28 protein-coding genes are annotated in these 23,404 nt (G+C 65.0%); 10 read left to right on the forward strand and 18 right to left on the reverse strand.

The window, feature by feature from the left end; all coding sequences use genetic code 11:
• The first annotated feature begins 235 nt into the window (after positions 1-235).
• The gene (locus TSB10P1A_RS19390) at positions 236-934 is read left to right on the forward strand and encodes a glutathione S-transferase N-terminal domain-containing protein (protein ID WP_186389592.1); all 699 of its coding nucleotides are present in this window, start codon (positions 236-238) and stop codon (positions 932-934) included.
• Between the two features lie 24 nt (positions 935-958).
• On the opposite strand, the gene TSB10P1A_RS19395 is transcribed toward TSB10P1A_RS19390, so the two are convergent.
• A complete protein-coding gene (locus tag TSB10P1A_RS19395) occupies positions 959-1,591 on the reverse strand; it encodes a glutathione S-transferase N-terminal domain-containing protein (protein ID WP_186389593.1) in 633 nt (210 codons plus the stop codon).
• 271 nt (positions 1,592-1,862) lie between these two features.
• On the opposite strand from TSB10P1A_RS19395, the gene TSB10P1A_RS19400 reads away from it, so the two are divergent.
• The 6 genes from TSB10P1A_RS19400 to TSB10P1A_RS19425 all read left to right on the forward strand — a co-directional run bounded on the left by TSB10P1A_RS19400 (position 1,863) and on the right by TSB10P1A_RS19425 (position 7,046).
• Entirely contained in the window at positions 1,863-2,438 is a 576-nt protein-coding gene (locus TSB10P1A_RS19400; RefSeq protein ID WP_186389594.1) for a YceI family protein, read from the forward strand.
• Between the two features lie 72 nt (positions 2,439-2,510).
• The gene (locus TSB10P1A_RS19405; protein WP_186389595.1) at positions 2,511-3,098 is read left to right on the forward strand and encodes a cytochrome b; all 588 of its coding nucleotides are present in this window, start codon (positions 2,511-2,513) and stop codon (positions 3,096-3,098) included.
• A gap of 93 nt (positions 3,099-3,191) precedes the next feature.
• Positions 3,192-3,761: a YceI family protein gene (locus TSB10P1A_RS19410; RefSeq protein ID WP_186389596.1), complete on the forward strand. Its 570-nt coding sequence runs from the start codon at positions 3,192-3,194 to the stop codon at positions 3,759-3,761.
• Between the two features lie 137 nt (positions 3,762-3,898).
• Complete coding sequence (locus TSB10P1A_RS19415; RefSeq protein ID WP_186389597.1) at positions 3,899-5,533, forward strand: fumarate hydratase; 1,635 nt, start codon at positions 3,899-3,901, stop codon at positions 5,531-5,533.
• Between the two features lie 325 nt (positions 5,534-5,858).
• A complete protein-coding gene (locus TSB10P1A_RS19420) occupies positions 5,859-6,449 on the forward strand; it encodes a L,D-transpeptidase (protein WP_186389598.1) in 591 nt (196 codons plus the stop codon).
• Positions 6,450-6,809: 360 nt separating this feature from the next.
• Positions 6,810-7,046 (forward strand): hypothetical protein, encoded by a 237-nt coding sequence (locus tag TSB10P1A_RS19425; RefSeq protein WP_186389599.1) that lies wholly within the window; start codon positions 6,810-6,812, stop codon positions 7,044-7,046.
• Positions 7,047-7,048: 2 nt separating this feature from the next.
• On the opposite strand, the gene TSB10P1A_RS19430 is transcribed toward TSB10P1A_RS19425, so the two are convergent.
• Together TSB10P1A_RS19430 and TSB10P1A_RS19435 are read right to left on the reverse strand one after the other, a co-directional pair.
• Entirely contained in the window at positions 7,049-7,744 is a 696-nt protein-coding gene (locus tag TSB10P1A_RS19430; protein ID WP_186390078.1) for a L,D-transpeptidase, read from the reverse strand.
• 91 nt (positions 7,745-7,835) lie between these two features.
• The gene (locus TSB10P1A_RS19435; protein WP_244293189.1) at positions 7,836-8,207 is read right to left on the reverse strand and encodes a gamma-butyrobetaine hydroxylase-like domain-containing protein; all 372 of its coding nucleotides are present in this window, start codon (positions 8,205-8,207) and stop codon (positions 7,836-7,838) included.
• A gap of 226 nt (positions 8,208-8,433) precedes the next feature.
• On the opposite strand from TSB10P1A_RS19435, the gene moaA reads away from it, so the two are divergent.
• Together moaA and TSB10P1A_RS19445 are read left to right on the forward strand one after the other, a co-directional pair.
• Positions 8,434-9,435: a GTP 3',8-cyclase MoaA gene (moaA, locus tag TSB10P1A_RS19440; protein ID WP_186389601.1), complete on the forward strand. Its 1,002-nt coding sequence runs from the start codon at positions 8,434-8,436 to the stop codon at positions 9,433-9,435.
• Between the two features lies 1 nt (position 9,436).
• The gene (locus tag TSB10P1A_RS19445) at positions 9,437-9,775 is read left to right on the forward strand and encodes a hypothetical protein (protein WP_186389602.1); all 339 of its coding nucleotides are present in this window, start codon (positions 9,437-9,439) and stop codon (positions 9,773-9,775) included.
• Between the two features lie 21 nt (positions 9,776-9,796).
• Here the strand turns inward: TSB10P1A_RS19445 and TSB10P1A_RS19450 are convergent, their stop codons facing one another.
• Together TSB10P1A_RS19450 and TSB10P1A_RS19455 are read right to left on the reverse strand one after the other, a co-directional pair.
• Positions 9,797-10,576 carry a DUF3306 domain-containing protein gene (locus TSB10P1A_RS19450; RefSeq protein ID WP_186389603.1) on the reverse strand — a complete coding sequence of 260 codons (780 nt, stop codon included), beginning with the start codon at positions 10,574-10,576 and terminating at the stop codon, positions 9,797-9,799.
• Positions 10,573-11,088, reverse strand: a complete 516-nt coding sequence (locus TSB10P1A_RS19455; RefSeq protein WP_186389604.1) for a DUF3305 domain-containing protein — start codon at positions 11,086-11,088, stop codon at positions 10,573-10,575. Before TSB10P1A_RS19455 ends, TSB10P1A_RS19450 begins: the two co-directional genes overlap by 4 nt.
• Before the next feature lie 252 nt (positions 11,089-11,340).
• Here TSB10P1A_RS19455 and TSB10P1A_RS19460 point away from each other — a divergent pair, with 252 nt between their 5' ends.
• Positions 11,341-13,380 (forward strand): 4Fe-4S dicluster domain-containing protein, encoded by a 2,040-nt coding sequence (locus TSB10P1A_RS19460; RefSeq protein WP_186389605.1) that lies wholly within the window; start codon positions 11,341-11,343, stop codon positions 13,378-13,380.
• Positions 13,381-13,429: 49 nt separating this feature from the next.
• Here the strand turns inward: TSB10P1A_RS19460 and TSB10P1A_RS19465 are convergent, their stop codons facing one another.
• From TSB10P1A_RS19465 to fdh3B, 13 genes are all read right to left on the reverse strand, one after another.
• Entirely contained in the window at positions 13,430-13,732 is a 303-nt protein-coding gene (locus TSB10P1A_RS19465; protein WP_186389606.1) for a DUF3144 domain-containing protein, read from the reverse strand.
• Between the two features lie 118 nt (positions 13,733-13,850).
• Entirely contained in the window at positions 13,851-15,077 is a 1,227-nt protein-coding gene (locus TSB10P1A_RS19470; RefSeq protein ID WP_186389607.1) for a multidrug effflux MFS transporter, read from the reverse strand.
• A 56-nt stretch (positions 15,078-15,133) separates the two neighbouring features.
• Positions 15,134-16,036: a DMT family transporter gene (locus TSB10P1A_RS19475; protein ID WP_186389608.1), complete on the reverse strand. Its 903-nt coding sequence runs from the start codon at positions 16,034-16,036 to the stop codon at positions 15,134-15,136.
• A gap of 47 nt (positions 16,037-16,083) precedes the next feature.
• Positions 16,084-17,100 carry a DUF6352 family protein gene (locus TSB10P1A_RS19480; protein ID WP_186389609.1) on the reverse strand — a complete coding sequence of 339 codons (1,017 nt, stop codon included), beginning with the start codon at positions 17,098-17,100 and terminating at the stop codon, positions 16,084-16,086.
• A complete protein-coding gene (locus tag TSB10P1A_RS19485) occupies positions 17,100-17,585 on the reverse strand; it encodes a DUF6505 family protein (protein WP_186389610.1) in 486 nt (161 codons plus the stop codon). The genes TSB10P1A_RS19480 and TSB10P1A_RS19485 overlap by 1 nt, the downstream gene beginning before the upstream one ends.
• On the reverse strand, positions 17,582-18,403 hold the full coding sequence (locus TSB10P1A_RS19490; RefSeq protein ID WP_186389611.1) for a biotin/lipoate--protein ligase family protein: 822 nt from the start codon (positions 18,401-18,403) through the stop codon (positions 17,582-17,584). The genes TSB10P1A_RS19485 and TSB10P1A_RS19490 overlap by 4 nt, the downstream gene beginning before the upstream one ends.
• 58 nt (positions 18,404-18,461) lie before the next feature.
• Entirely contained in the window at positions 18,462-18,653 is a 192-nt protein-coding gene (locus tag TSB10P1A_RS19495; RefSeq protein ID WP_186389612.1) for a DUF6494 family protein, read from the reverse strand.
• A 115-nt stretch (positions 18,654-18,768) separates the two neighbouring features.
• Complete coding sequence (locus TSB10P1A_RS19500) at positions 18,769-19,722, reverse strand: S1C family serine protease (RefSeq protein ID WP_186389613.1); 954 nt, start codon at positions 19,720-19,722, stop codon at positions 18,769-18,771.
• Complete coding sequence (locus tag TSB10P1A_RS19505; protein ID WP_186389614.1) at positions 19,719-19,883, reverse strand: hypothetical protein; 165 nt, start codon at positions 19,881-19,883, stop codon at positions 19,719-19,721. The genes TSB10P1A_RS19500 and TSB10P1A_RS19505 overlap by 4 nt, the downstream gene beginning before the upstream one ends.
• Positions 19,880-21,268: a c-type cytochrome gene (locus TSB10P1A_RS19510; protein WP_244293190.1), complete on the reverse strand. Its 1,389-nt coding sequence runs from the start codon at positions 21,266-21,268 to the stop codon at positions 19,880-19,882. Before TSB10P1A_RS19510 ends, TSB10P1A_RS19505 begins: the two co-directional genes overlap by 4 nt.
• Before the next feature lie 14 nt (positions 21,269-21,282).
• Positions 21,283-22,440, reverse strand: a complete 1,158-nt coding sequence (locus TSB10P1A_RS19515) for a formate dehydrogenase subunit gamma (protein ID WP_208987154.1) — start codon at positions 22,438-22,440, stop codon at positions 21,283-21,285.
• A gap of 54 nt (positions 22,441-22,494) precedes the next feature.
• Positions 22,495-22,692 (reverse strand): hypothetical protein, encoded by a 198-nt coding sequence (locus TSB10P1A_RS19520; protein ID WP_186389615.1) that lies wholly within the window; start codon positions 22,690-22,692, stop codon positions 22,495-22,497.
• Positions 22,693-22,797: 105 nt separating this feature from the next.
• Positions 22,798-23,397: a formate dehydrogenase FDH3 subunit beta gene (gene fdh3B, locus TSB10P1A_RS19525; protein ID WP_186389616.1), complete on the reverse strand. Its 600-nt coding sequence runs from the start codon at positions 23,395-23,397 to the stop codon at positions 22,798-22,800.
• Between the last annotated feature and the right edge of the window lie 7 nt (positions 23,398-23,404).

The following is a 23,404-nucleotide window of genomic DNA, read 5'->3' on the forward strand; positions in this document are numbered from 1 at the left end:
CGGCCTGGTTTGACGGCCCGTTGAGAGACCATTCCACCCCCGGGTGCTCCGGTGCCGATGCGGTTCGCATTTCCAAGGAGGCAGATCCGAGCACGCAATCGTGACAAGTCCAAGACCAAAATTGCACCGCGAGCGGTTCTGCACCCAAACCGGAGGCCTGTGACGGGAAATCCGCCGAGACAGACCCGCGATGATCCCCTAGAAGCACAGAAAGCTCGCATCAGGAGAAGCACTTATGGCCGCACTCGACAACTTCCCGATCACCCGCCGCTGGCCGGCGACGCATCCCGACCGGCTGCAGCTCTATTCGCTTGCCACGCCGAACGGCATCAAGGTGTCCGCCGCGCTGGAAGAGCTCGGCCTTCCCTACGAGGCGCACAAGGTGTCGTTTGAGACGAACGATCAGATGACACCTGAATTCCTGTCGCTAAACCCCAACAACAAGATCCCCGCGATCCTTGATCCCGACGGTCCGGGCGGCGCGCCGCTGGCGCTGTTCGAGAGCGGGGCGATCCTGCTCTATCTCGCCGACAAGACCGGAAAGCTGATCCCGGCCGATCCGGCCGAGCGCTACCACTGCATCCAGTGGCTGATGTGGCAGATGGGCGGACTCGGGCCGATGTTCGGGCAACTCGGCCATTTTCATCATTTCGCGGCCGACAAGGTCAAGGATCCCTATCCGCGCGAACGCTATACGGCGGAAGCAAAACGCCTGCTCGCGGTGCTGGAGCAGCGGCTGGACGGGCGCGCTTATATCATGGGCAACGACTACACCATCGCCGATATCGCGGTGTGGCCCTGGATCCGCACGCTGGGCGGCTTCTACGGTGCCGGCGAGATCACCGGCCTCGACAAGCTCGCCAATGTCCAGCGCTGGTTCGCCGACTGCTCGCAGCGCCCGGCCTCGGTTCGCGGTATTTCCATTCCCGCCTGAGACCCGCAATCCCATGTCCGCCACTCAGGCGGGCATGGGAATCTCGGCGGAAACACTCGGCACGTCGTAGCCGCGCTGGACCGCTGGCCGCGCCGCAACTTCGAGATACCAGCGCCGGACATTGGGATATTCCGCAAAATCGACCCCCTGCCATGCGAACCGACTGGCCCATGGCCAGATCGACATGTCGGCGATCGAATAGTCGCCAGCTACGAACTGGTGCTCGGAAAGCTGGCGGTCGAGCACGCGATAGAGCCGTCTCGCCTCGTTGGCATACCGCTCTTCGGCGTAAGGCGCCTTGCCCGGATGGAAATGCAGGAAATGATGGGCCTGGCCGAGCATCGGTCCGAAGCCGCCCATCTGCCACATCAGCCATTCGATGACGCGCAGGCGTTCCGGCCCCTCGGGCGGCAGGAACCGCCCGGTCTTGTCGGCGAGATAGAGCAGAATGGCTCCGGACTCCATCAGGCTGACACCAGCCTCCCGGTCGATGATCGCCGGGATCTTGCTGTTCGGCGAAATATGGACGAAGGCCGGCGCGTATTGCTCCGAATTGGTGATGTCGATCGGGAAGACCGTGTAGGGAAGCCCGCTCTCCTCCAGCATGATCGAGACCTTGCGGCCGTTTGGCGTGCTCCAAGTGTAGAGATCGATCATGTCCCGCATCTCCGAAAGTTCGAACCCAGCGGGCCTCGATTCTGCCGCCACGCGCCGTTCCGTCCAGACACGGCCAGCGGGAAAGTGCCCGAGCCGGGGGGAACACGCAAGCGTCATACAGTCATGACTCACCGTCTGCTATTGTTCACCGCACGCAGACAGTGAATTCAGCAGGGCGCGGTTGATGACGCAACGCGTTCATACGATTTCCACGGCAGGCCGCCCGACGCGGTCAGCGCCGATCCCTTAACAGCAATGCCAGGAGTTTTTCATGATCCGTCTTTCCGCCGCCGTGCTCGCGGTCGCCCTTGCCGCCGCTCCCGCGATCGCCGAACCGGTTGCCTATGATTTCGACAAGTCCCACGCCAACCTGACCTTCTCGTACAACCATCTCGGCTATTCGACCACGGATGGCCGCTTCGGCGACTGGAACGGCGAACTGGTGATCGATCAGGAGACGCCGGCCAACTCCAGCATTTCCCTGACGGTGAACGTCGACAGCCTCGATACGTTCTGGGGCGAGCGCGACCAGCACCTCAAGGGCTCCGACTTCTTCGAGGTGACGGCCCATCCGACCGCCACGTTCGTCTCCACCAGCGTGGAGAAGACCGGCGAGAAGACCCTTTCCGTCGCTGGCGATCTGACCATCAAGGGCGTCACCAAGCCGGCAACCTTCGACGTCACGATCAACGCGATCGGCGAACACCCGATGGAGAAGGTCCCGGCGGTTGGATTTGACGCGACCACGGTGGTCAAGCGGTCGGACTTCGGCATGGATATGTTCGTGCCGTTCGTGAGCGACGAGGTGACGATCTCCTTCAGCGCCGAGGCACTGCAGGCCAAGTAAGGTTTCAGGCGGGAGACGGGCGCCTCCCCGTCCGTCTCCCGCATTCTCACGGCAGCAGGAACGGAAGCCGTCATGCAACTGCGCAACACTCGTTCAGGCTATGGTCTTGTCGCCATCCTCTTCCATTGGATGATGGCACTTCTCATCATCGGGCTGTTCCTGTTCGGCAAGTACATGACCGGGCTCGACCCGATGGCGCCGGATACTTTCGCGCTCTACCAGTTGCACAAGTCGCTCGGCTTCGTGGTGCTCGCCCTCGTGCTCGCCCGGCTTGCCTGGCGGCTGGCAAATCCGTCTCCCGCACTGCCCGAGACGATGCCGGGTATCGAGCGGCTGGCGGCCCATCTCGGGCATGCGGGCCTCTATGCGCTGATGCTGGCGATCCCGCTGTCGGGTTGGCTGATGGTTTCCGCCTCTCCCTGGGGAATTCCGACGGTCGGTTTCGACATCTTGCCTGTCCCGCACCTGCCGGTGCCGGACGCTCTGGGCAGCAAGGCGGAAGCGGAGCGTACGCTCAAGGGCCTGCATGAATTGCTGGCCAACAGTCTTCTGCTCCTGGTCGTGCTGCATGTCGCCGCCGCGCTCAAGCACCACTTCCTCAACCGGGACGACGTCCTGCGGCGCATGGTCCGCACCGGAAGCGAGACCCACCCGCGCTGACGCCCAAACCGAGGCAGGTACCGCACCGGACCCACGACCTTCCCTCCCGGGAGCGCCTGGACGCGGCACCGTTCAACCACGAGGTTTACCACAATGTTCTCCCCTCTCCGAACTGTGCACACGCACGCTCTCGGCCTGGCGTTCGCCGCGCTCCTTGCGGCTGGTCCGGCCACAGCCAGCACCTGGACTGTCGACCAGGCCGAAAGCAGCCTGTCCTTCGTCGCGACGCAGAACGGCAACTCCGTTGAGGGCCGTTTCCAGGAGTGGACCGCCGAGATCGAATTCGATCCTGAAAACCTCGACGGCTCCCACATTCGCGCGGTGATCAACACCGTATCTGTCGGCACAGGCCAGCCGCAGGTCGATCAGACGCTGGTCAGCGGTTCGTGGTTCGATCCGTCGACCCATCCTCAGGCCATCTTCGAATCGTCGCGGATTACCGCGCTCGGCGACGGGCGTTACGAGGCGGCCGGAGAGCTTTCGGTCAAGGGCAAGGCCGTGCCCCTCACCCTCCCCTTCACGCTGGAGATCGATGGCGACACCGCCCGCGCTCAGGCGGAAGTTCCGGTCCTGCGGCTGGTCTTTGGCATCGGCTCCGACATTCCCGCCTCGACCGTCGGTGACGAAGTCGCCGTAAAACTGGTCATCACCGCCACCCGATAGCAGGTCCTGGAAGCGCGGCGCCCGTCGCGTTTCCCACTACTGGCGGGCTGCGGCGCAAGTCGACTTGGCGGGAGGCGACGGGATGGCGTACAAGGCAACCCAACCTATCCACCTCAGCTTCCAGCCAAGGCAGATCGATGTCCGAGACCACCCCTCCCGACTATCGCCATTCCACGCTGTTTCCACTGGGTGCGGATCCCACTCCCTATCGCAAGCTGACATCCGATCACGTCTCGACCGCCACCTTCAACGGTGAGGACGTTCTGATGGTCGCGCCTGAGGGCCTCCGCATTCTCGCGGAGGAAGCCTTCGCAGATATCAATCACTACCTGCGCCCCGGACACCTTGAGCAGTTGCGCAAGATCCTCGACGATCCCGAAGCGACCGAAAACGACAAGTTCGTCGCCTTCGACCTGCTGAAGAACGCCAACATCTCCGCGCATGGGGTGCTGCCGATGTGTCAGGACACCGGCACCGCCATCATCATGGGCAAGAAGGGTCGCCGCGTGTGGACCGACGGCAGCGACGAGGCGCGGCTCGCGGAAGGTGCACGCGACGCCTACTTCAAGAAGAACCTGCGCTATTCGCAGCTCGCGCCGCTGTCGATGTTCGAGGAAAAGAACACGTCCAACAACATGCCGGCCCAGGTCGAGCTCTACAGCGAGGGGGACGATGCCTACAAGTTCCTCTTCATGGCGAAGGGCGGCGGTTCGGCCAACAAGACGTTCCTCTATCAGGGCACCCCGTCGCTGCTGACCCCGGACCGGCTGGTCGAGTTCATCAAGGAGAAGATCCTGACGCTCGGCACGGCCGCCTGTCCGCCGTATCACCTTGCCATCGTCATCGGCGGCACCTCGGCGGAGATGACGCTGAAGACCGTCAAGCTCGCCTCCGCGCGCTATCTCGACCAGTTGCCGACAGCCGGCTCCGAGCTGGGGCATGCATTCCGCGACCTGGAGATGGAAGAGCAGATCCACAAGCTGACGCAGGCGACCGGCGTCGGCGCGCAGTTCGGCGGCAAGTATTTCTGCCACGATGTCCGGGTCATCCGCCTGCCGCGCCACGGCGCATCGCTGCCCATCGGCATCGGCGTGTCCTGCTCGGCCGATCGGCAGGCGCTCGGCAAGATCACGCGTGACGGCATCTATCTGGAGCAGCTCGAGCGAGAGCCGCACAAGTACATGCCGGAGGTGACCGACGACACGCTCTCCGATCATGTGGTGAAGATCGACCTTACCCGGCCGATGCCGGAGATTCTCGCCGAACTGACGCGGCACCCGATCAAGACCCGCCTGTCGCTGAGCGGCCCGCTGATCGTCGCCCGCGACCTTGCCCACGCCAAGCTGCGCGAACGTCTGGAAAGCGGCCAGCCGCTGCCGGACTATTTCAAGAACCATCCGATCTATTATGCCGGCCCCGCAAAGACGCCGGAGGGCTATGCCTCCGGCTCGTTCGGTCCGACCACCGCCGGCCGCATGGATGCCTATGTGGATCAGTTCCAGGCTGCCGGCGGCTCGATGGTGATGCTCGCCAAGGGCAACCGCTCCGCCCAGGTGCGCCGTGCCTGCCAGGCCCATGGCGGCTTCTATCTCGGCTCCATCGGCGGCCCGGCCGCCCGCCTTGCCCAGGACTGCATCAAGAAGGTCGAGGTGGTCGAGTTCCCCGAACTCGGCATGGAGGCGATCTGGCGTATCGAGGTCGAGGACTTCCCCGCCTTCATTGTCATCGACGACAAGGGCAATGACTTCTTCAAGGAGTTGAACCTCGGCTGAAGCTGAAATCCCTTGCCTCATTCCGGTGTGACGGCGGCACCTTGCCCCCTTGGGCGGAAAACTCACGATCATGTGACCGCCGTCACGCCAACCCTCGTCCGTTTGCGGCAGTTTCTGTCCTGTCGAGACCTTTGCATTAACTGCATTGCAAGGGACAATGGGAAGTATCGTCGACGAGCCAGATCGGCAGGCAGTGCCACGCGGACCCCTTGCCGAAGACCTTTCGGCAGCCTCGCCTCCCCATCAGGGACGGCATCGGCTTCCACCGCGGTGTAGCATGGGGTCAGTGGCTGGTTCGCATGACCATCGGATGGGGAACCTGACTATGCGCTTTTTCAAACTGCTTGCCGTGACGCTCGTCGCCGCGACCATCGCGACGCCTGCGGCTGCGAACAGCTTCTTTGATCCCGCAACCCGCAAGTGGGTGGAATACAACCCCCACGGCACGCAGAGCGGCAAGTCGCCGATCCCGCGGGAACGCATCCGTTATGACGGCCCCCACGCGCCGGGCACGATCATCATCGATACGGGCGAGCGCCGCCTGTACCATGTGCAGGAGAATGGCCGCGCGATGAAATACGGCATCGGCGTCGGCCGCGAGGGCTTCCAGTGGGCCGGCACCCAGCGGATCACCCGCAAGGCGGAGTGGCCGGGCTGGACGCCGCCGCCGCAGATGCGGGCCCGCGAACGTGCCAAGGGCCGCGTGCTGCCGGCGCATATGCCGGGCGGACCGAACAACCCGCTGGGCGCCCGCGCCATGTATCTCGGCAACACGCTCTACCGGATCCACGGCTCGAACGAGCCCTGGACCATCGGTACCGCCGTCTCATCCGGCTGCATCCGCATGGCCAACGAAGATGTGATTCATCTTTACGAGAACGTCGATATCGGCACCCGTGTCGTGGTCAAGCGCTGAGCCTCACGGGTTCCAGCGGTCTGAAGGGGCTGGCGGGTTCGCCGGCCCCTTTTGCATTGACCGGCAACCGACCAGCGGCGATCCTGAGCCGGATCGGGCATAAGCACGCGCAGTTGGGGCCGCGCGGTTGAGGCACGGATGGCAGCCATGGCCGGGTACAGGTGGTCACATCGGCACGAGAAGGCTGGACGGCCGCGCCGGCTCATGGTGATGATCGGCCTCGGCTGCCAACTGGCTGTCCTACCTCCCGGCGGGCCGGGGCCGGCAAGCGCCCAGCAGGACACGGCGCTGGCCCAACGCGGCGAGGCCTTGTCACGGCTCCACTGTGCCCGCTGTCACGTGGTGACTCCGGAGAACCGCATGACGGGCATCTCCTCCACCCCGTCCTTCATGATCATGATCAGCGCGCTTGAAGACTGGCACGAACGCTTCGAGACCTTCCTCGCGCGACGCCCGCATCCAGCCCACCTGCGCTTCGAGAACGAGCCCGAACGCCCACCCGACAGTCCGGCCACCCTCGCTGAGGTCGTTCTCACCTCCGACGATCTGGAAGCGATCCTCGCCTATGCGGAAACGCTCGCGATCAGCTTGCGCTGATCTCAGCCGAGCACAACCACCTTGGCTCCGACATTCACCCGGTCGTAAAGATCGATGATGTCCTGGTGCCACATGCGAATGCATCCTGACGATGCGTTCGTACCGATCGAGCGGGGCTGGTTGGTGCCGTGGATGCGGTAGAGCGTGTCCACGTTGCCCTGCCACAGATACAGGCCCCGCGCGCCGATCGGGTTGCTTGGGCCACCCTCCTGACCGTCCCGGTACTTTTCAAGCGATGGGTCGCGGTCGATCATCTCGGCCGGCGGAAACCACTTCGGCCACTCCCGCTTGAAGCGGATCGTCGCATCGCCCGACCAGGCGAAGCCGGCCCGGCCGACACCGATCCCATAGCGGATCGCGGTGCCGCCCGGCTGGATGAGATACAGAAACTTGGCGTGGGGATCGACCACAACCGTCCCCGGCTCGTGCCGGCTGACATAACGCACCGTCTGCCGGAGATATTTCGGGTCGAACTCTTTCCAGGGAATGGCCGGGATGTTGAAGCCACCGTCGCGCCGGGCCGCATAGGCCAGCGCATAATCGGGCTTGCCCTCGGTGGTGATTTCCAGGCCCGCGTTGCGGATCGCCCCGCCCTTGCTCTGGCAGGCAGCCAGAAGCAGCGGCAGACCAATCAGCAGCGCGCGGCGGCTCAACCCCTTCGCTTGTCCGGCTTCGCCTAGCCCGAAACCCGGGGTCATCGCTCCATCACCGCTCACGATCCGCACTCTCCGAAATGATTCTCTCAAATTAACTATGCCGATGATTCCGCACACCTGTCGACGCTCCGATTCAACGCTTCGGCTCGCGTGAGAGCCCCTTCTCCTCCAGTTCGCGCAGGTAGCCGCCCCAGAGCTCCTCGCGGTCATGGGCAAGTTTCAGGAAATAGTCCCAGGAGAAGATCCCTGTATTGTGCAGATCGTCGAAATGAAGGCGCACCGCATAGTTGCCGACCGGATCGATCTGGAGAATTGCGACCTCCCGCTTGCCGGGCACGGTCTTGCGCTGAGCCGGCGAATGTCCCTGCACCTCGGCGGAGGGTGAGCAGACGCGCAGGTATTCGGCGGAAAACTCGTGCGCCGCACCGCTGTCGAACGTCACGGTCAACCGCTTCCGATCCTTGCTCAGACGGATCTCGGTCGGCCAGGGCTTGCTGTCGGTCACGGTGCCAATCCTTCCGGGTTGCGTTGTCTTGCGTGCCGGCGACGATAGTGGCGCCTCGGCAAACTGCAAGGGCAGGTGTTGGGCACCAGCATCTCCTGCGCGCGCACAATTGACGCAACTCTTCTTTCCGCTACCTTCATACCCAAATGGGAGGAGGCCGGATGCATCAGGCATCGGGATCCGCGTATCACGAGGCCGGACCAACCGACCGAGCGAGGAACACACGATGTCCCAGCAGATGATCGACCCGTTCGGGCGAACAGTCAGCTATCTCCGCGTTTCCGTCACCGACCGCTGCGACTTCCGCTGTGTCTACTGCATGGCCGAAGACATGACCTTCCTGCCCAAGCGGGAGGTACTGACTCTCGAGGAACTCGACCGGCTGTGCTCGGCTTTCATCGTCAAGGGCGTGCGCAAGCTGCGTCTGACCGGCGGCGAACCGCTGGTCCGCAAGAACATCATGAGCCTGATCCGCTCGCTCTCGCGCCATATCGACAGCGGCGATCTCGAGGAGCTCACGATCACCACCAACGGATCGCAGCTCGCCCGGTATGCAGCGGAACTCAGCGACTGCGGCGTGCGGCGCATCAACGTCTCCATAGACACGCTCGACCCGGCCCGCTTTCGGGCGATCACCCGCTGGGGCGACCTTGCCAAAGTCATGGATGGCATCCGCGCCGCCACCGAGGCCGGCCTGTCGATCAAGATCAACATGGTCGCCCTTAAAGGCGTGAACGATCATGAGATTGTTCCCATGATCGAATGGTGCCACGGCAACGGCTACGATCTGACCTTGATCGAGACCATGCCGCTCGGCGAGATCGAGGAAGACAGAACCGACCAGTATCTCCCGCTTTCGCTGGTTCGTGCCAATCTGGCAGAGCATCTGACGCTGGAGGACATCCCGTACAAGACCGGCGGCCCTGCCCGCTACGTGCGCATCGCCGAGACCGGCGGGCGTCTCGGCTTCATCACGCCGATGACCCATAATTTCTGCGAGACCTGCAACCGCGTCCGCATCACCTGCACTGGCATGCTCTACATGTGTCTCGGCCAGGACGACAGCGCGGACCTGCGTGCCGCGCTCCGGGCTTCCGAAAGCGACGCCCTTCTGCACACCGCCATCGACGAGGCGATCGGCCGCAAACCCAAGGGCCACGACTTCATCATCGATCGGCGCACCCGCCAGCCTGCCGTCAGCCGTCACATGAGCGTAACCGGCGGCTGAGATGGCGGCGGCGCGCGATAGTCGGCAGTTGCGCCCGCGAGGGATCGACGGTCGCGGCGCAAGGATTGCCGCTCTCGCGGTGGCGGTCTGTCTGGCCGCGGCGATGGTGTGGATCGGCAAAGTCGGGTTTGCCGGCGTTGCCATGACACCGTTCGAAGGCGACGGCCCCGTTCGCGCCGGACTGGCCGCGGGCGCCGATCCTCGGCTTGACGCCTGTCTTGCCGAGCGTCTCGGCGCGGTCGATCAGATGCGCCGGGATGGGCTGGTCGACGCGGCGCGCTACGACACGTTCCGGGCGCGCGCCGTCAGCTATTGCGAGGCTCAGTTTCCGCCGCAATAGGCTCGCCGCCGGGTCGTCTCGTCAGGTGAAGCGGACCCGCCGCCGCGCGGGGCGGACAGGCTCTGACGCGGCAGACGAGTGCGGACGCACCGTGTCGTCAGTCTCGCGGGTCGCCGGCGCGGCGAGTTGGAGACCCGCCTCCCCGCGCTCGTCTTCCCCTTCGCATGCACCCGCCACCTGGTCTTGCGGATCCTCGCCTCCGCGCTCGGCAGCGTCAGGGAGCAGCGCCTCGGCGCGCTCCGGTGTGTCCTGCACGGGTTCACCGGAAACGAGGTCACCGGAAGCGAGGTCACCGGCACGGTCCGGAGCGGGCACTCCGTCGACGCTGTCCGCGACCGCCTCCAAGTTTTCGTCGACTTCGGCCATCCAGCCATAACCCTTGCCAACCTGCCAGGACGAACGGACGCCGTGCGCGAAGGTCTCGACCTTGCGATAGTCCTCGTCGTAATCGTTGAGCCCATCAAGGCAGGCCAGCACAGGGTTCGACCGCCACAACCTGCGCAAGGCGGCATTTTTCAGTTGGGTGGAAACTCCGTCCTTCAGAAAGACCGAATAATCGGATTCAAAGCCGAGCGTCTCCAGATCGACGGACTCGGCCGCGGCCTGGTTGGCAGCGGCAGTCTCCTCCTGCGAAGGCCTTTCCAGCGCCGCGTCGCCCTGCGCAGTGGTATCGGCATCTGCCGCCCCAGCCGGCTCCATCCCCGCCAGATCGTCACTCCCAGCGGTTCTCTCCTGCTGTCGTGCCGCCTGCTTGCGCTGCGACCACCGCGACAAGAATCCGCTGTCGGCCTCTCTCGTCACTGATCCCGCTCCTCCTTGCGGCCGAGCGGCGAGAAGATCGGCTCCTTGCCGAAAATCTGCTTCTCCAACTCGACACGGTCGCGGCGGCGCTTGCGGAAGGCGGGCGCCTCCGGCAGGGAGCCAAGATACTGAGCCATCCAGGCGACCGTTTCCCGCGGCATCGGCACGCGCTCGACGAGGCCTTCGGCACTGTCGAGTACCCCTTGCGCTTCGTACGGATCCGCCGTCACGCCGCGCACCCTGTAGGGCGGATTCCTCGCCACGATCTCGTCGTCCAGCATCGCCCATATCGACGGCTCGCCGGTCTCGATATTGGCGTCATAGGCCTCGACCATCTTGTGATGCAGGACCAGCATGTGCGGCGAAGACAGGTAGCGGGTGACGCCGTCCTGGTCCTGGATCACCGTCCAGCCTTCGGTCGGCGGCGCATCGGGGATCACCTCGACGACCGCCCAGGACCAGTCCGCCCATTTTGACGGCGATGGGCGGCGTTCGAGCACGATACCGAACATCGCTGTCACTTCCCTGTGCACCTGACGTCCTCCCGGTAGACCGCAGTCCGGATGCTCTCCCCGACAGTATGACTCTGGAGCACATGCGCGACAAAGACAATCCGGCCCCTCCACGGCGTTCGCCAGCCACTGGACTTGCGTCCTCCAGGCGAAGGGGGAAAACTCTTCGTAACTGCGCTAGTGTCCGGCGGAGCAATCATAAGGCGCGGCGGCTTGCCAGACAGGCTGAGGCCGTATGCGGGGAGGAACGACATGGCTTCGAGCAACCCCAGAATCCTGCTGTGCAATTGCGAGAAGACCATGCGTCTCGACGCGCACCGCATCGCCGGTCTGGAGAAGGACCACATCATCCACACCCAGTTGTGCCGGGCCCAGATGACCTCCTTCGAAAAAGCGCTCGCGACCGGCGAACCGCTGCTGGTGGCGTGCACGCAGGAGGCCCCGCTTTTCCAGGAAATCGCCGAGGAGCGCGGCGCCGATCAGGATCTCTCCTTCGTCAACATCCGCGAACGGGCGGGCTGGTGCCCTGCCTCAAGCGATCCGCATCCGAAGATCTCCGCGCTTCTCGCCGAAGCCCTGACGCCGGTCGAACCCGCCGTGCTGCACTCGATCGACTCGGACGGGGTCTGCCTCGTCTACGGCGCCGGCCAGCAGGCGCTCGACGCGGCGCGGGCGCTGGAGGGGCGACTGTCCGTCTCGCTGCTGCTCAGCGACGCGTCCGACATTCTCCTGCCCAGCACTCTGGAGATCCCCGTCCATGCCGGCCGCATCCGCACCGTTGCCGGTTCGCTCGGGGATTTCTCGGTGACCGTCGACGGCTATGCCCAGATGCTGCCTTCTTCGCGAGGAGCCCCGTCCTTCGCGCTGCCGCGCGACGGAGCGAAGGCGACATGCAGTCTCATTCTCGACCTTTCCGGAGACACTCCGCTCGTCAGCGCGCCGGCAAAGCGCGACGGCTATGTCCGCGTCGATCCGGGCGCTCCGGCGGCGGTGGCGCGGGCCCTGTTCGACTTGGCGGACATGGTCGGCACCTTCGAGAAGCCGCTCTATGTCACCTATGACGCCTCGATCTGCGTGCATGGCCGCTCCGGCAAAACCGGCTGCACCAACTGTCTCGATGCCTGTCCCGCCGGCGCGATTTCCAGCATGGGACGCGAAATCGCCATCGATCCGGGCATCTGCGGCGGATGCGGTTCCTGCGCCGCCCATTGCCCCACCGGGGCGGTCAGCTATCGCTATCCCGATCGCCGCGGCGAGATCCGCCGCCTCCAGGCTCTCATCGGCACCTATCGCGAGGCGGGCGGCAGCAACGCGGTGCTTCTCGTCCATGACGGCCAGCATGGCGGCGACCTGATCAACGCGCTCGCCCGCTTCGGCGAGGGATTGCCGGGCAATGTCCTGCCGCATGCCGTCCACTCGGTCACCAGTTTCGGCCACGACGCGGTCCTCGCCGCCACCCTTGCCGGCGCCAGGCGCATCGTCTTCCTCTGTCCGCCGACCAAGGCGCACGAACTCGATGCGCTGCGAATGGAAATCGAGCTTTGCGCGAGCCTGCTGTCCGGCATGGGCTACGTCGCCGCCGACATGTTCACCATCGCCGTGGAAGACGATCCGGACCGTCTCGATGGACACTTCGCCCTGCCCGCGCCTGGTCCCGCCATCAGGCCGACGAGCGTCGACCCGGTCGGCACCAAGCGCGATGTTGCGCGCAGCGCCATTGCCCGTCTGCTGGAAGGCGCCCCTTCGGCGCAAGACATCATCGCCCTGCCCTCGCATGCGCCCTATGGCCGGATCCGCATCGCCGCGAAGGGCTGCACGCTGTGCCTTGCCTGCGTCTCGGCCTGTCCCACGGCGGCCCTGTCCGACAACCCCGACAAACCGCAGGTGAGCCTGACGGAAGCCGCCTGCGTCCAGTGCGGGCTTTGCGCCAACACCTGTCCGGAGCAGGTGATCACGCTGGAGGCCCGCTACAACGCCACACCGGCTGCGATGAGGCCGCAGGTGCTGCACGAGGAGGAGCCGGCCACCTGCGTGTCCTGCGGCAAAGCTTTCGGCACGAAAGCCTCCATCGCCCGCATCCGTGAGAAGCTCTCCGGCAAGCATTGGATGTTCCAGCGCGCCGAGCAGATCGCCCTGATCGAGATGTGCGACGACTGCCGGATTTCGGCTCAGTGGGAGATGGAGGACACGCCGCTGCGCGGCGGAGCGCGTCCGAGAGTGGTCACCACCGACGACTATCTCGCGCTCGACAGGGAGGCGCTGACCGCGGAGGACTTCCTTAAGGACAGTTGACGCCCCGCCGGTTCGCGCAACGTGGTGAACAGCGTCTCCCGGACGATCCTCAGGCGCTGCCGGCCGGCGGGTCGAGTTCCGGATCCGCGAGGTTCTGGCGCAGCATCTCGCGATAGCTCTCCACCATCTGAGTGACGAACTCCTCGTGATCCTCGACCCCGATCACCGCCTTGGCGACATGCGCGTTGTAACGCGCGGCGGCCCAGAGGAAGGCCATTTGCAGGTCGGTGGCGGCGATCTTGCGGTTCTCGCGATTGGCCAAGTCGATGAACCTTGCGGCCACCTGCAGGAAGCCTGTCGTGTCGAGCGTCCCCGTCGCACGACCAGCGCGCCGATCCTGTCTGTTGGTCATTGGCTTGTCCTCGCTTTCGGCCCCGTCGTGACGGCGCGGCGCCCGGTTTTCGACGTTCGTGTCTCCCCCGGCCGGCAACCCGCGGCCCGTGCTTCCCGAAACACTGGCCGGGCGTTCCCTAACAGTCGGAGGGCTCCAGCAGACGTGCGACGACCCCCGAACCGACGGCGATACAGCAGCAGACGGCCATGACCAGAACCAGCGGCCAGATCGTGCCCGGCCACAGCACGCCGGACAAGAGCCAACCAACCAGCGCCGACGTGATCGCGCCCGCGCCGATCTGCATGCTGCCGGTGAAGCCCGAGGCCGCGCCGGCAAGATCCGGGCGAACACTCACGGCACCGGCAATCGCATTTGGCAGCGACATGCCGTTGCCGAGCCCGACCACGAACATCGGACCGAACAGCGACAATGGATGCAGGTGCCCCATCCAGAACGCGGCCGCGATCGCCAGCACCGCGACGCTCAGGACGGCATTGCCGCCATTGATCATCCGGCCGATGCCGATCCGGGCGGAGAACCGGCCCGACGTCCAGTTGCCGATGATGTAGCCGCCAGCCACCAGCATGAAATAGAGGCCATAGGTCGACGGCGTCATGTGCAGCAGTTCGGCGGCAATGAAGGGAGCTCCGCCAAGGAAGGAGAAGAACACCGCCGACGTGAAGGCGGAGGTCATCGCATAGCTCATGAACAGCGAGGACCGGGCAAGCACGGCATAGCTCTGCGCCAGCCCCCTCAGGCCGCCTCCCGCCGGCGTGCGGTTGTGGTTCGTCTCGTGCAGTTCGAACCAGGCCCAGACGAAGACAACGATGCCCAGCACCACCATCAGATAGGAACTGGTCCGCCAGCCAAAATTCTCGTCCAGAGCGCCGCCGAGCGCCGGTCCGATCATCGGCGCCACCGCCAGCCCCATCGTCACGTAGCCGATCATGCTGGCCGCTTGGCTGCGATCGAAGAGATCGCGCACGATGGCGCGTCCGAGCACGATGCCGGCGCAGCCGCCGGCCGCCTGCAGCACCCGACCCACCAGCATCGTCTCGATCGTATCCGCCAGGGTGCAGACGGTGCTGCCGAGAATGAAGATCGCCAGCCCCCACAGCAGCACCGGTCTGCGGCCGTGCCGATCCGACAACGGGCCGATGCCGATCTGGGCGACGGCAACGGCTGCCAGATAGAGCGACAGCGTGAGCTGCACCATGCCGGCAGTCGTCCCGAAAATGCCGACCAGCGTCGGCATCGACGGCAGGTAGATATTGAGGGCAAGCGGATTGACGGCTGAGACGGCAACAAGAAGCGCGATTGTCGGGCGCCGCTCCGAGAGTGCCGGGGATAAGGGTTTTGTCATAGGAACTGCTTTACGGCGTGCGAAGCGTGAATGGCAAGTTTCGGCAGGTCTGAAAGTCAGCGCGGCAGGTCCGCCGTCGCGGCCGGGCCGGCCGCGTTGAGCTTCTTGCGCTCGCGCATCAGGCTGTACAGTCCGGTGGCAACGACGATGGCAATGCCGGCAAGCGTCGGCAGGTCCGGAACATCGCCCCATACGACAAAGCCGATGATGATCGCCCAGACGATGATCGAATAGCGGAACGGAGCGACCAGCGAGATGTCGCCGATGCGCATCGCGTTGATGATGGCGACAAATCCGATGAGAATGAACAGAGCGGCCGCCGCCAGGAATGTCAGGTCCAGCAGGGTCGGCATGACCCATGTCTCGCCCAGCGACAGCGCCATCCCGGTCACCGTGACGCCGACCAGGGTCGCGAAAGTGACGCCGAGTGTCGGCACGCTCTTCGGCAGAACGTTGGTTGCGAGGTCGCGCAGCGCCATGAAGAGCACGCTGGCGAGCGCAATCAGGGCCCATGCGTTGAACCCCTCCATGCCCGGACGCACGATCAGCAGCACGCCGCAAAAACCGACTGCGATCGCGGTCCAGCGTCGCCAGCCGACCGGCGCTCCCAGGAAGACGGCAGCGCCCGCCGTGACCAGCAGCGGCAGCGCCTGAAGGATGGCCGTTGCGTTGGCGATCTCCATGTTGAAGAGCGCCGTGAGATAGAGGACAGTCGCCGTCACCTCGGCAAACACCCGCAGGCCGACAATCCGGTTCACCAACAGAGAAAACCGCCGGACCTCGCCGTTGAAAACGGCAAGGGCAAGAACCAGGACCAGCGCCATCATTCCGCGCACGAACATGATCTCGCCAAGCGGCAAACGCTCGGAGACCAGCTTCACGAAACTGTCGTTCACGATGAACCCGGCCATGGCAAGCATCATGAACAGGATGGCACGGCCGTTTTCCGAGGCGATCATGGCAGGGGTCCGGTGGCTTGCGGGCGTAACGACCGCGGGCGGGGCAGTCAGTTTCGGCGCCGAACTGGCAGGTTTGTCAATAGGTTCTGCGGCTTCATGCGCACGATATTGTCCGCTCCCATTGCCAGCCCCATCCAGACCGGCTTGCCGCGCATGCTGTCGATGGCATCGCCCCGGCTGTCGAAGTCCAGACGGAACAGGGCGACGATCCGACCGAGATCTTCATCCCCGACCGGTTTTCCCTCATAAAGGGCATTGAGGATGCGGGTCGCCTCGGCGTCCAGTCCGACATGCCAGGACCAGCGCTCGTCGCGGATCGATTGCTGCGGCTGGATGCGGACCGAAACGCCATGGAAATGGGCGATCCAGCTTTCCAGAACCCTCGCGAAGGCATCGAGGGCCGGTTCGGTGAACCGGACGTCGATGGCGGTATCGAAGCGGTCCGAACGGTCCCAGTAGATCGGGGCATTGTCTTCGGTCAGGACATCGAGCGAGACGGAGGGCAGCGGCGTACCGGCTTCGGCCAGCAATGCCCCCAGGCCTCCCAGACCGCCGGTGCGCGAATAGGTCTCGACAGTTTCGGCATCCGCCAGCATGAGTTGCCCGTCCGCCGTGGTTGCCGCCTGCTCGCGGAACAGCAGTTCGCCGGCGCGCAAACGCAGAGGATCGGCGACCTTGCGCAGGATATTGTGGGCGATGAGGTGCACCAACTGATCGATGAACATCGGCGGAATCGCGATGCCGTTGCCCGCCTGGAACAGGGCGGCATAGCCGCTTTCGATGCTGCCATGCGCCAGCAGGTGATCCCGGAACCGCAACACGATACGATAGTTGTCCGCCGCGTCCGGGTCCGCGATGGCCGCAAGGTCCTGTTCGCCGACGGGAGCGAAAGGGTCCGCCATCAGCCTCTCGAACAGGCGGTGCTCGGCGACGCAGGAGTCTTCCACCGGGTGGAGTTCGGGCCGCGTGTAATAGGCACGCAGGAAATCCGGCGTCACGGCGAGATGGCCATGCGCGTCACGCGTCAGGAGATGCATCCCCGAGGACTTCCAGAATTGCGGCATCACTCGTCCTCGGACACGTCCCAGATCCGGGCATGGGACCCGTCGCCCGCGCGCTCCACCAGGTGCAGGCTCTCGCGGATCGATCCGTCCTCGTCGATCTCGCGGCTGATCGCCAGCAGCGCATCGAGGTCCAGTTCCGCGGCAATTTCGGCGGCGTCGTCCAGTTCTGCCTCGGCCACCGACCGCGCGGCCTCCAGAGACGGAGCGCCATGTTCGGCGACGAAATGCTCCGAAAGTCGCTCGATCAGTCGCTCGCGCTCCCCGTCTGGCAGGTCGGCCGGGGTCGCCAGCGTCGCCCAGCCGAAATTCTCCAGAGACAGGAACCCGGAAACAAAGGCCTGGCGCAGTTTCCCGGTCAGCCCCTCGTCTGTATAGGCGCGAAACGCGAAAGTTCCGGGGATCACCCAGTCGCCCGCTTCCGCCGCCTGCGGGAACACCTTCGTGTCCGATGCATCGAGCCGGATCGCCTTCAACAGCCGTGTCATCGGTCAATCACCTCACTGTGGAGCGCCAGCGCAGCATCCAGGCTGTCGAGCCGGTCAAGTTGATCCAGGTGCCGGTCGAGCGGCACCGCCACCACCGTCACCGGTTCTGCGTCCATTGGCCTGAGGAGCAGGTTTCCGGCTTCGTCGAGCCCCAGAAACGTGCCACGCAGGTCGCCATCCGGGTCGGGCAGCACGACCTCACCCTTATAGCCATCTGCCCGAAACAGCCAGTTCTCAACGACCGGGCCAAACCCCTCGACCTCCCAGGTGTGGAGCCACGTCATCAGGTGGCGCGCCAGGGCCTCCACCGCGAGCGTGCCATCGAGATCCGCCGCCCCCTCGTCGGAAAGGCTGGTCAGATGCGGGATCTCTCCGGGCTCCACGTCTCCGCCGACCGGGGCAAGGCGCATCTCGATGCCGACCACCAGCCACAGCGGCGCGCCCTCCTCGTCCAGGTCTGCCGACTGCCGGAACCGGGCCCGTCCGACCCGCGCTCCGTTCGCACGCAGCGTGGCTGGCCAGACATAGGTCAAGGCAACTTCCGGCGGGATGAGCGTGCCGATCGCATCTGTGCTCGCGACCATGGCAAGAAACAGCATCTCGGCGCAGCGCGTGGGCGGCACATCAGGTTCCAGCACAAGGGCGATCCGCAAGTGGCTCCGGCTCTCGGACCACAGCAGGTCGCCGGCGGAGTAGCGGCCGGCTTCCGCGCCGGAGACCGCTGCGTCGAAAGGGTGCTCGCAAGCTGGCCTCCTGTGCCCGGCCAGCAAGGGCGGCAGGCGTGGGTCGGAAGGCGCTTTGTCCTTTTGTTCCGGCACGATGCAGGCATTCCTTCAAAAAATGATTCCGCAGCCTCCCGACAGGTCCGGCAAGGTCTCAGCCGAGATCGATCTGACCTGTCACAACATGTTCGAACTCCTGTCCATCCAGTGTCAGCACCACCCGGGCGGACAACGTGCCCGTCGTCAGGCCGGCCTCGCGAACATGAGTCTCCAGCGCCTGTTGCGAGGTGACGCCGACCTGCTTGAGGAACTTCCTCAGAGACATGTTGAAGGTCTCGTCGTTCATGGTTTTCTCCTGATGCCTGGGGCGGGGCAAAGGCGAAACCTTTCGCCCGCCTCCCGTTGAGATTGTGAATCACCAATCTGCGATGAAGAGTCCGCGCAGTCGAGCAAGCTATTGATCAGTCTGCAACTTTCAGATCCACTTGAAGTTCTGAGTCTTCCCGGCGGACGATCAGCCGGCCGCGCGCATCGCGGCGCTCCAGGCGCCCGCGAAACGCCGCCAGCTTGCTGACGGATACGCCGTCGATCGAGAGGATGACGTCACCGGGCGCAAGGCCGGCCCGGTGTGCGGCTCCGTCCTCATCAACGGAAATCACTTCGAGACCCGCCTTGTCGGGACCGGGCCGCGTTGGCCGCACCTGCGCGCCGAGACTGCGACGCGGGCTGGCGAACGTGATCGCGGCCTCGATCACGTGCTCAGCGAGCGCCGCCGAGACAGCGAAGTTCACTCCGATATCGCCGTCCCCGGACTTGGTGAAGATCGCCGAGAGAATGCCCACGATCCTCCCTTCGCTATCAATCAGAGCGCCGCCCGACGCGCCCGGATTGACCGCCGCGTCGGTCTGGATGAAGTCCTCGACCGCATTGAACCCGACGCCGCCCCTCGCCGTTGCCGATACCACGCCGCAACTCAACGAGATCCCAAGGCCAAAGCCATTGCCGAGCGCGCATACCGGAGCACCCAGGCCGGGCTGCGGCGCAAAGACGAGTGGCGGCAGGGCCTCGGGCGCGCGCAGAATGGCGAGGTCGGTCTCGGCATCCCGGAAGATGATTTCCGCCGGAAGAACGCGGCCGTCGGAAAAGCGCAGGCGAACACCCCGGGCCTGACCAAGCACGTGATCGGCGGTGAGCAGCATGGTGCCGTCGCCGATCGCCACGGCCGAGCCTTCCGGTTCTTCCGCATTGGCACGGCCTTCGGGCCAGTCCGGCAGCACGGCAACCACCGCGGCCTGCGCGCGCTCCAGCAGGTTCGCCGGTGCCGGCTGTGCTGATGCGCCCACGCCCGCGAAGATCGTCAGTGGCGCGGCACAAAAAAACGCGCGCAAGATGCCTGGGCGGACGTGCACGGTCATTTACCCGGTCGCTTGCCGCTGTCCGGCGAAAGCCGCACCGCACCCGCCGTCTGCGATGTGTAGACGGAGGCCGACGAGTAATCCAGTTCGCGGGTGAGATAGGCCCACGCCCCCGTCCCGATCACGACGAGCGCAACAAGTGCGCTGACGAACGCCTTCATTGCTTTTGTTCTCCCTCGCTGCCGACCCCGCCGGCATCGGGCGCGGTCGCTCGTTTGAGATAGACCACCAGCGCGTTACGCTCCTCGTCGTTCGTCAGGCGCTGAAGCGGCATCTTGGACCCCGGCGTCACGATATCCGGGCCATGGTCGAAGAGATCGGAGATCGTCTGCTCGGTCCAGATGAAGTCGAGACGGCGCAGCGCTTCCGAATAGGGATAGCCCGGCAGTGTTCCGACCCGTCGTCCGAAGACGCCGTAGAGCGTCGGGCCGGCGCGGTTGCCGTCATCCGGCGTCAGCGTGTGGCAGACGGAACATTTTCGCGCGAATTGCCGTCGTCCCGGATCCTCGTCCTCGGCCACCTGGAAGCGGCGCGGAAAGGCGCTCTCGACCGGCTCGAAGGCCTTGCGGGGAGCCACCTGCCAGACATTCACATGGTCGTCGAGGCCGGCATACAGGGCTACCGAACCGTCGCCCGGCAGGGCCGTGCCCCAGATCGGACCGTAAGGGTTCTCGAACTCCTCCAGCCCCTCCCATCCGTCCGTTGCATAGACGCGGATGCGTCCGTCGCCACCGCCACTGGCAAGGCGGTGCCCATCGCCCGACAGCGCCAGCGACAGGACGGGCCGCTCGTGGCTGGCGAGCTGCTTGAAGACCGCGCCTTGCGCGATGTCGACCACCGCCACCTCACCGTCGGCGGCGCCAAAAACAAGGTGCTGCCCACCGGGCAGCAGGCGCATCACATTGATGGCCCAGCCATGCGAGTAGACCTCTTGCAGAAACTCGCCGCTCTCCCGGTCGAAGAGCCGGATCGCGCCGTCATAGGAGGCCGTATAGACGCGGGCTCCGTCTTCGGAGAAGGCGACGGCATTGACGGTGCCGCGGTGGCCGCGCAGCACGGCGCGCTCGGTCAGCCGGTCGCTCTCCAGAGTGTAAATCCTGGCCGTCCAGTCCCAGGACGCGGTCGCCGCGAAGCGGCCATCCGGGCTGACGGCGACCGCCAGCATCTTGTCGTCGCCGGTATCGGTCCGGTCGAGCATCGTCCCCGTATCAAGGTCCCAGAGGATCACCGCCCCATCGTCCCCGACCGACACCGCACGGCCCGCACCGGCGAAGGCCGCATCATTGGCGGCGGCCTCGTGGCCGATCATGCGATGCAGGATCTTCGCCTCGCCCTCGCTGATGTCCCAAAGGATGACCGAATAGTCGAAGGACGCGGTGAGCACTTGCGCATCCTCCGGATCGACCGTGACCGACCTTACCGGCCCGCCATGTCCTTGCAACCGCTCCGGCCATGTCGGCCCGCCGTCGTCTGCGGCTTCGCAGACGCCGGTAGCGGCCAACACCAGAGCGGCCGAAACCGCAAGACCCCTGATCGCCGCCGACACGTCGTGCTCCCGGGCTATTCGGCAGGCTGCGCCTCCGCCCCGCCGTTCTGTTCTCCCTCGCGGGCCATCACCTCATCCACCCACAGGGAATGATGCTCCTTCGCCCAGTTGAGATCGACCTCGCCCGATCCCATCGCATCGAAAGCCCCCTCCATGCCGATCGTGCCGATATAGATATGCGCAAGGATCACGCAGATCAGGAAGACGCTCATGATCGAATGCCAGAGCGAAGCGAGTTGCTGCTCCTGCAACGGTGTCAGAGCGGTGGGGAGCTCGCTCCCGAACACCGTGTTGACCACTTCGAACGTGCCGGAGAAGAAGTGCGTGGTGTAGGGAAACAGCAATGTCCAGCCGGACAGGGAGATCGACACGCCGCACAGGATCGTCAGCCAGAAGATCACCTTCTGCCCGGCATTGAACTTCTTCGCCGGAGGATGGAGCCGGCGCGAGAGAACACCGCCTCCCTGCAGCACCCATTTGATATCGGTTCGGTCCGGAAGATTGTGCCGCACCCACATCAGGAACACGATGACCAGGCCCGCCATGAAGGCGAAGGCAAGGTAATTGTGCAGGTACTTGCCGAACATGGTGATCGCTCCGAAGGCGTCCGGTCCGATCAAGGGCAGCAACACGTAACGGCCATACATGACATTGAGGCCGGTCAGCGCCAGCACGATGAAGGAGATTGCCAGCAGCCAGTGGCCGAAGCGCTCGACAGCGACGAAACGGGTAATGGTCCGGTCGGATCGCCCGTGCTCGATGCGAATGCGTCCGCGAATGGCGAAGAAAAGGCTCAGCGCCACGACCGTCGCCAGCAGCGCCCAACTGCCATAGAGGGCGAGTGGACCATTGCGGATCGAGCGCCAGAGTTCGCCCTCCGACTGCACCAGGGTCGCAGCGTTCCTGTCGGGGATCGACACGCTGCCGGCAACACCCTGTCGTACGGCGCGCCACAGGTCGGTGTCGGAAACGGTGCCGCGCGTGTTTCCGGGAACCTGGCCCTGCACCGGCGACTCAGGCGCCGGGTCGAGTATGGGCTGCTGCGCCAGGGCCGGCGCCTGCATGGTCAGCGCCAGGAAGACCACCGCGACCGCAGCAAGAACAACCGCATGGAGACGCAGCGCAAGTGCGTGCGGCCAGCCGGCGTGGCGAATGGTTCCCGTGTGGTTCATCCCAATCCCTCCCTTGCTCGTCCGGACGCTCGATCGCCAGTCTCCTGCCGCCCTTCAGAACCGCTGCCTGTTGGCACGCTCCTGCAGAGCACGGCGCTCCTCCGCGGTGAGCGGCGCGTCGTCCGCTCCCTGATAGACCCCCTTCTCCAGATGCAGCGGCCGGTTCTGCTCGTCCTCCCGGCATCCCGGCACGAACGCGAGCAGCGTGGCCGCGACGATCATCATGCCCCAGGCGGCTGGTCCCGATTTCACGTCAAGCTCTCCTTGCTCAGGCTGCGGAAGGATCAAGGTCCAGCGACGAACAAAGGCGGCCACCGGCCGCCCCTGCCCTTTTTCACGATCAACCGGTACATCCGGTCAGAAGCTTCCGGCCTTCTGCTCGTAGGCGGTGCCCCATCCCCAGGCGCCCGCGCCGAAGCCGCGCGCCACGACACGCTCGCGATAGATCGCCGAGACTACATCGCCGTCACCCGCCAGCAGCGCCTTGGTCGAGCACATTTCCGCGCAGAGCGGCAACTTGCCCTCCGCCAGGCGGTTGCGGCCATATTTGGCATATTCGACCGAGGAGTTGTCGGCTTCAGGACCGCCGGCGCAGAAGGTGCACTTGTCCATCTTGCCGCGCGAGCCGAAGTTGCCGGCCTGCGGATATTGCGGCGCGCCGAAGGGACAGGCGTAGAAGCAATAGCCGCAGCCGATACACAGGTCCTTGGAATGGAGAACCACCCCCTCGTCGGTCTGATAGAAGCAATCGACCGGACAGACTGCCATGCAGGGCGCATCCGAGCAGTGCATGCAAGCGACCGAAATGGAGCGCTCGCCCGGCTTTCCGTCCTGCAGGGTCACCACGCGGCGGCGATTGATGCCCCAAGGCACTTCATGCTCGTTCTTGCAGGCGGTGACGCAGGCATTGCACTCGATGCAGCGCTCGGCGTCGCAGAGGAATTTCATTCGTGCCATGATCTCT

Source organism: Stappia sp. TSB10P1A (assembly GCF_900185725.1).
In the GTDB taxonomy this organism is placed as follows: Bacteria; Pseudomonadota; Alphaproteobacteria; order Rhizobiales; family Stappiaceae; genus Stappia.